Genomic DNA, 7,098 nt, shown 5'->3' with positions numbered 1-7,098 from the left:
CATTTCCCCTGTGGGAGCGAGCCTGCTCGCGATAATGCCTTCATAGGCAGCGCTAAGCCCTGAACTGCCCCAGGCTTGCCTTCAACTGCGCCGCCAACCCGCTCAGCAACTTGCCGCTGGCCGTGGTTTCCACAACCGCCTGAGCGGCCTTCTCGGCCTGGACATGAATCGTCTCCACGCGACCACGCACTGCCTGCGCACCCTTGGCCTGATGCGCCGCCGCCTGGGTCGCCAGGCCAATCGCCGCATGCACTTGCTCGACCGATGCCTGCACCGATTGCTGCAACCGCGCACTGTCACGTAGCACCAGCAAACCTTCACTGGCCTGACGGCCGGCCTGCCCGATTGCCGCCACTGCTTCGCGTGCACCCTGCTGCAAGGCCACGATGTGCGCCTGAATATCGCCGGTGGAACTCTGAGTCTTGCTGGCGAGCGCCCGCACTTCGTCGGCCACCACGGCAAACCCGCGACCGGTTTCTCCGGCGCGTGCTGCCTCGATGGCTGCGTTCAATGCCAGCAAGTTGGTCTGCTCGGCAATCCCATGAATCACCGTCAACACCACTTCGATCTGTTCACTCTGCTGCGCCAGTCGCTCAATTACCTGTGCACCCGTATCGACCTGACCGGCCAATGCCTCGATCAGGCTGCCAACCTTCGCCGACGTCCGAGTGTTCTCGTCGGTTGCCTGACGAATATCCACCACCTGCTTCAACGCCGCCTGCATGGCGTGGCTTTCAGATTGGGCTTCGTCCGCCATTTGTGACAAGGCGCGCAGACTTTCAGCGACTTCGTCACGCTGCATACCAGCCGCCGCATCGGCTCCGGCGTTACGCAAGGTCATGGCGCCGATTTCCACACCGGTACGCTGAGCGACATCGCCGGCCTCACGCACGATCGGCTGCAACTTATCCACGAAGCGATTGACCGCCGAGGCCATGTCGCCGATTTCATCCTTGCTGTTGATCTGCACACGCTTGGTCAGGTCACCCTCGCCCGCCGCGAGGTCATCCATGGCCACAATCAACATTTTCAGACGATTGACCACTCGACGCCCCAGCACAATGGCCAGCAACAGCAGCACACCACACCCCACCAGCGCGAGACTGACACCAATGCGCCAGCGCAAGGTAGCCGCGGCCTCTTGTACGGTACTGGTGGTATTGGCTTTCATTTCAGACGCCGTGGATTGCGCTGACTGCAGACGAGCACGCATGGCTGTCGCACTGTCGGCTGCTGCGCCCTTCAGACTGTCGCCCACCAACTGATCGCTGCTCGCGATCAATCCAGAGAAGCGCTTGTCCAGGGCCGCCAGATCGGTTTCCACCGAGGCGGTCGAGACCCCCATCAGGACTTTGCCGATTTCCACGCCATTGGGATTGATTGCAGCTTCGATGTAAAACACGGACGGATCATTTTTCGCTGCGTCCAGAACCTTGTCCAGCGCTCGCTCGCCCTGGCCTTTCTCCAGCAGCGCCTTGTTGATCGGGTTTTCGCGATTGAGGTAGCGCGTCAGATGCTGCCCCGTTGCGTCGTCATAGACTACAAACAGCACGTTGGGATTGCGCTGCGCGCGACGGGCGAACTCGGACAGGGTCGGTACGTCGTTGTCCCACATGGCACGAGGCGCAACGGAGGCCAAAAGCTGCGCCATATCGTTGGCGGAGTCCTTCAGGTCCTTTTCCAGCGTCGCACGCAATTGCACCTGCTCTTCTTTCAATCGCGAAGACAGGCCCGCCGTGAGGCGTTGACGCGTACTGGTAGAAAGACTGTCGAGGCTCGACGTGACTTCACGCCCTGCCTGCTCGAGCTCACCGGATAGTTTTTGACTGTCCGCCCCCAGACGCATACCGAGATCGGCTTCCAGCGCAGTCACCGTGCTCCGGGTAAGCGCAACAGCGACCAGCACCTGCACCAAAAGGGCGATACCGAGGGTAACGAACACAGGCCGTAAGAGACGGCTTTGTAACAATGAGAGAACGGCCGACACTTGGAATCCCTCTGCTTTGGCGCCATTAAATTGATAGCACGCCAGAAGCGATGCTTTTTTTAATGATTACAGCAAAGGTCGTGCCGCTCGACGGGCATAAACGACAAAGGCCCCGATTAAGGGGCCTTTGTGTTTTACATCAACGACTTATCAAGCGAACGGATGGCGCAGAACGATCGTTTCGTTGCGGTCCGGGCCCGTCGAAATAATGTCGATCGGCGCGCCGACCAACACTTCGATGCGCTTGATGTAGTTGCGCGCAGCCTGCGGCAGCTCTGCCAGGGTCTTGGCGCCCAGAGTCGATTCGCTCCAGCCTGGCATCTCTTCGTACACCGGCTCCAGGCCGATGTAGCTGTCGGCGTCGGTCGGTGCGTCGATCACTGCACCATCCGCGTTTTTGTAGCCGACACAGATGTTGATGGTTTCCAGGCCGTCCAGTACGTCCAGCTTGGTCAGGCACAGGCCCGAGATGCTGTTGACGTCGATGGCGCGACGCAGGATGACGGCATCGAACCAGCCGCAACGACGGGCGCGGCCAGTGGTGGCACCGAACTCGTGGCCACGCTTGGCCAGGAATGCACCTACGTCGTCGAACAGCTCAGTCGGGAATGGACCCGAACCGACGCGAGTGGTGTAGGCCTTGGTGATGCCGAGGATGTAGTCGATGAACATCGGGCCCACACCGGAACCGGTGGCGATGCCGCCAGCGGTGGTGTTGGAGCTGGTCACGTACGGGTAGGTACCGTGGTCGATGTCCAGCAGGGAGCCTTGGGCACCTTCGAACATGATGTCCTTGCCGGCGCGGCGCAGGTCATGCAGCTCGGCGGTGACGTCGAGCATCATCGGTTTGAGCAGTTCGGCGTATTCCATGCACTCGTCGAGCGTCTTCTGGAAGTCGATGGCCGGCTCTTTGTAGTAATTGACCAGAACGAAGTTGTGGTAGTCCAGCAACTCGCCCAGTTTGGCGGCGAAACGCTCGCGATGGAACAGGTCACCGATGCGCAGGCCACGACGTGCAACCTTGTCTTCGTATGCCGGGCCGATACCGCGACCGGTGGTGCCGATCTTGTGCTCGCCACGGGCCTTTTCACGGGCCTGGTCCAGCGCTACGTGGTAGGACAGGATCAACGGGCAGGACGGGCTGATGCGCAGGCGCTCGCGCACCGGTACACCTTTCTCTTCCAGCTTGTTGATTTCCCGCAGCAGGGCGTCAGGTGCAACCACCACGCCGTTGCCGATCAGGCACTGCACGCCTTCGCGCAGCACGCCCGACGGAATCAGGTGCAAGACAGTTTTTTCGCCATCGATCACCAGTGTGTGACCAGCGTTGTGGCCACCCTGGTAGCGCACTACGGCGGCAGCATGTTCGGTCAGCAGATCAACGATCTTGCCTTTGCCCTCATCACCCCATTGGGTGCCCAGGACTACGACATTCTTACCCATAACACTTGTCCTCATTCGCGCAAACTTGGTGCCGGCGGCGGCCGGCAGGAAAACTCAAGAAGCCAGTGGCGATACTTGCCAAAGCCCGTTCTGCTGAATCAATTGCCGGTCGCAGTCCGCTTCACGGGCGGCGGCCAAAGGTTGCCCAGGCAATGCCTGAACGACACGCTGACCCTCACTGCGCAACTGGCAAACCTGCTGCCAGAGTGCCGCATCCGTACTGTCAGGCATCCAGATACCGCCAGACGGTAGCTCGATCTCAGCACGCCCCAGGGTCACCAGGGTTTTCAAATCGGTGGAGAAGCCGGTTGCCGGACGAGCGCGACCGAAGTCAGCGCCGATGTCGTCATAACGACCGCCCTGGGCAATGGACTGGCCAACGCCCGGCACGAATACAGCGAACACCACACCGGTGTGGTAGTGATAACCGCGCAACTCGCCTAGATCGAAGTACAACGGCAGCTCCGGGAAACGCACGGACAGACGCTCGGCAATCGCCAGCAGGTCATCCAGCGCAGCCAGAACCGGAGTCGGAGCCTTGGCCAGACGCTCACGCGCAGCAGCCAGCACTTCACGACCGCCACACAGGTCGACCAATGCGCGCAGCATGCCCGACAAATCGGCAGGCAAGCCTTCAGTCAAGGTAATGACCTCGTCGATGGCTTTACGTTGCAATGCATCGAACAACTGCTGTTCAACTTCGCCGGACAGACCGGCAGCGCGGGCCAGGCCGCGATAGATACCGACATGCCCCAGGTCCATGTGCACATCCGGCACATCGGCCAGTTGCAGCATGGCCAGCATCAGGCTGATGACTTCGACGTCGCTGCTCGGACTGCCATCGCCGTACAACTCGGCACCCAGTTGAATCGGGCTGCGCGAGGACGACAGGGCACGTGGCTGAGCATGCAGCACACTGCCGGCGTAGCACAGGCGGCTTGGGCCTTCGCGGCGCAGGGTGTGCGCATCGATGCGTGCCACCTGCGGCGTGATGTCAGCGCGGAAACCCATCTGCCGGCCCGACTGCGGGTCGATGACCTTGAAGGTACGCAGATCCAGGTCCTGGCCCGCGCCGGTCAGCAGGGATTCCAGGTACTCGATATGAGGAGTCACGACAAACTCGTAACCCCAGCTCTGGAACAGATCCAACACCTGACGACGCGCGACTTCAATGCGCGCCGCTTCCGGTGGCAGTACTTCTTCGATGCCATCTGGCAGCAGCCAGCGGTCTACCGTTGCCATTACGCCATTCCCCTATGATCCGGGCAGCAAGCCTTTGGGCGAGCCTTGAGTGAAGCAGAAAATGACCGGCTCAGCGCAAACCACGCGCAAGAGCGACGTGGCGAAAAGCCTGATATGGGCTTCGCCGACCACTTTCCTCGTAAAACCATTCGAGCCATTGCGCTCGGGCATCTGCATAAAAACAGCAATCAAACATGCAGACGCAAAAAAGCCGGGAATTTCCCGGCTGCCGCATCATACACACGTTTTCCCAAAGGATCACCCCGCCAGAGGTTTTAGCCGCCCGGCGGGGGATGATTCAGGTCAACGTCGTATCAAGGCTTGGCTTTTTCCAGGTAATGGAAGAAGTCACTGCTTGGGTCGAGGACCATGACGTCGGATTTGTTCGCGAAGCTTTCACGGTAGGCACGCAGGCTACGGTAGAACGCGTAGAACTCCTGATCCTGACCGTATGCCTTGGAGTAGATTGCAGCAGCCTGGGCATCACCGTCACCGCGAGTCTCTTCCGACTCACGATAGGCTTCAGCCAGCAGTACGCGGCGTTGACGATCGGCGTCGGCACGGATGCCTTCAGCCAGCTCGTTACCCTTGGCGCGGTGCTCACGAGCTTCACGCTCACGCTCGGTGCTCATCCGCTCGAACACGCTGCGGTTCACTTCCTTCGGCAGGTCGATGGTTTTGACCCGAACGTCGACAACTTCGATGCCCAGCTCTTTTTCAGCCATCTTGTTCAGCGAAGCCGTGATATCCGCCATCAGCGCATCACGTTCACCCGACACAACCTCGTGCAGGGTGCGCTTACCGAACTGGTCACGCAGGCCCGATTCCAGACGACGGGACAGACGCTCATCGGCGATTTGCTTGAGGCCGGAAGTCGCGGTGTAGAAACGCTCAGCGTCCTTCACCCGCCACTTGGCGTAGGCATCGACCATCACGGCTTTCTTTTCCAGTGTCAGGAAGCGTTGTGTCGGTGCATCCAGCGTCATCAGACGTGCGTCGAATTTACGCACCTGGTTAACGTAGGGCACTTTCACATGCAGGCCTGGCTGAACATCGGTCTGAACCACGCGTCCGAACTGCAGCAACACCGCTCGCTCGGTCTGAGCCACGATGTAGAAGCAGTTCCAGGCAGCGATCGCCACGACGACGCCGACAATAAGGGCGATCAGCGATTTATTGCTCATCAGCGACTCTCCCTGGTACGAGCTTGCTGTTGCTGCAGATCAGCTGCCGCACGAGCATTCGCTTCATTGCTGCTGGCTGCCGCGCCGGTCACCGGAGTGCTGGTGCTGCGGCCACTTTCGACCATCTTGTCCAACGGCAAGTACAGCAGGTTGCTCTGGCCATTCTTGTTGCCGGTCACGAGAACCTTGCTGGTGTTGCTGAAGACTTCCTGCATGGTGTCCAGATACAGACGCTGGCGGGTAACTTCAGGGGCCTTGCGATACTCGGCAACCAGCTTGGTGAAGCGATCGGCTTCACCCTTGGCGCGCGAGATGGTTTCGTCACGGTAGCCATTGGCATCTTCGAGAATGCGCTGGGCCTGACCACGAGCTTCCGGCACGACACCGTTGGCATAGGTTTCAGCCTGGTTACGCGAACGCTGCTCGTCTTCACGGGCGCGGATCACGTCATCGAAGGCTTCCTGAACTTCACGCGGTGCCGCTGCGCTCTGTACGTTGACCTGGGTGACTGTGATACCGGTGCGATACGTATCCATGAAGCGTTGCAGACGCTCCTTGATTTCGCTGGCCATCTGCTCACGACCTTCGGTCAGCACCTGGTCCATCGCGGTGGAACCCACCACATGACGCAAGGCGCTGTCGGTCGCGTGCTGCAAGCTGATTTCCGGCTGATCGACGCTCAGCACGAAGTCCTGCAGGTGGCTGATCTTGTACTGCACGGTCAGCGGCACTTCGACGATGTTTTCGTCTTCAGTCAGCATTTGACCTTGCTTGGTATACGCACGCTCACGCGTAACGTTTTCCATGTACTTCTTGTCGATCGGCGGGAAGTAGATGTTCAGACCCGGGCCGACAGTTTCGTAGTACTTGCCGAAGCGCAGCACCACGGCCTGCTCCTGCTCGTCAACTACATAGACCGCGCTATACAGCCATACGGCCGCCAACACGACCAGGCCGATACCGAGCAGGCCGCCAAAGCCGCCGCTCTTGCCCGGAACGCCACCGTCGTCACTACGTTTCTTACCACTACCGAACAACCCGTTCAGGCTTTCCTGCAGCTTTCGGAAGGCCTCGTCGAGATCTGGCGGCCCCTTGCGGTCGCCGTTATTACGGCGCTTGCCACCCCAGGGATCCTGATTATTCGAGTTGCCACCCGGCTCATTCCAAGCCATAGCGCTCTCCATCTGATAAAGCAAAGACGCACCCACGGCGCGCCGACCAATGCTACAGAATGCCTGTCAC

At 60.0% G+C, this 7,098-nt stretch carries 5 protein-coding genes; all 5 read right to left on the bottom strand.

The annotated features are described in order from the left end of the window. Positions 1–52 precede the first annotated feature (52 nt). The 5 genes from ACRESJ_RS28350 to hflK all read right to left on the bottom strand — a co-directional run bounded on the left by ACRESJ_RS28350 (position 53) and on the right by hflK (position 7,028). Positions 53–1,987, bottom strand: coding sequence for a methyl-accepting chemotaxis protein (locus ACRESJ_RS28350; RefSeq protein WP_431760828.1), 1,935 nt, complete (start codon positions 1,985–1,987; stop codon positions 53–55). Positions 1,988–2,137: 150 nt separating this feature from the next. Next, positions 2,138–3,430 (bottom strand): adenylosuccinate synthase, encoded by a 1,293-nt coding sequence (locus ACRESJ_RS28345; protein ID WP_431760827.1) that lies wholly within the window; start codon positions 3,428–3,430, stop codon positions 2,138–2,140. 54 nt (positions 3,431–3,484) lie between these two features. Further along, positions 3,485–4,672, bottom strand: coding sequence for an ATP phosphoribosyltransferase regulatory subunit (locus ACRESJ_RS28340; protein ID WP_431760826.1), 1,188 nt, complete (start codon positions 4,670–4,672; stop codon positions 3,485–3,487). 314 nt (positions 4,673–4,986) lie between these two features. Then, positions 4,987–5,856, bottom strand: coding sequence for a protease modulator HflC (hflC, locus tag ACRESJ_RS28335; protein WP_128606386.1), 870 nt, complete (start codon positions 5,854–5,856; stop codon positions 4,987–4,989). Further along, entirely contained in the window at positions 5,856–7,028 is a 1,173-nt protein-coding gene (gene hflK, locus ACRESJ_RS28330) for an FtsH protease activity modulator HflK (protein ID WP_431760825.1), read from the bottom strand. The genes hflC and hflK overlap by 1 nt, the downstream gene beginning before the upstream one ends. Between the last annotated feature and the right edge of the window lie 70 nt (positions 7,029–7,098).

It is taken from the genome of Pseudomonas sp. (assembly GCF_050739655.1).
In the GTDB taxonomy this organism is placed as follows: Bacteria; Pseudomonadota; Gammaproteobacteria; order Pseudomonadales; family Pseudomonadaceae; genus Aquipseudomonas.
This window is presented reverse-complemented; position numbering and strand designations above follow the sequence as displayed.

Bases quoted from the DNA above. Each gene is read 5' to 3' on its own strand.
- ACRESJ_RS28345 (WP_431760827.1), bottom strand. From the start codon at position 3,430: ATGGGTAAGAATGTCGTAGTCCTGGGCACCCAATGGGGTGATGAGGGC.
- ACRESJ_RS28340 (WP_431760826.1), bottom strand. From the start codon at position 4,672: ATGGCAACGGTAGACCGCTGGCTGCTGCCAGATGGCATCGAAGAAGTA.
- hflC (WP_128606386.1), bottom strand. From the start codon at position 5,856: ATGAGCAATAAATCGCTGATCGCCCTTATTGTCGGCGTCGTCGTGGCG.
- hflK (WP_431760825.1), bottom strand. From the start codon at position 7,028: ATGGCTTGGAATGAGCCGGGTGGCAACTCGAATAATCAGGATCCCTGG.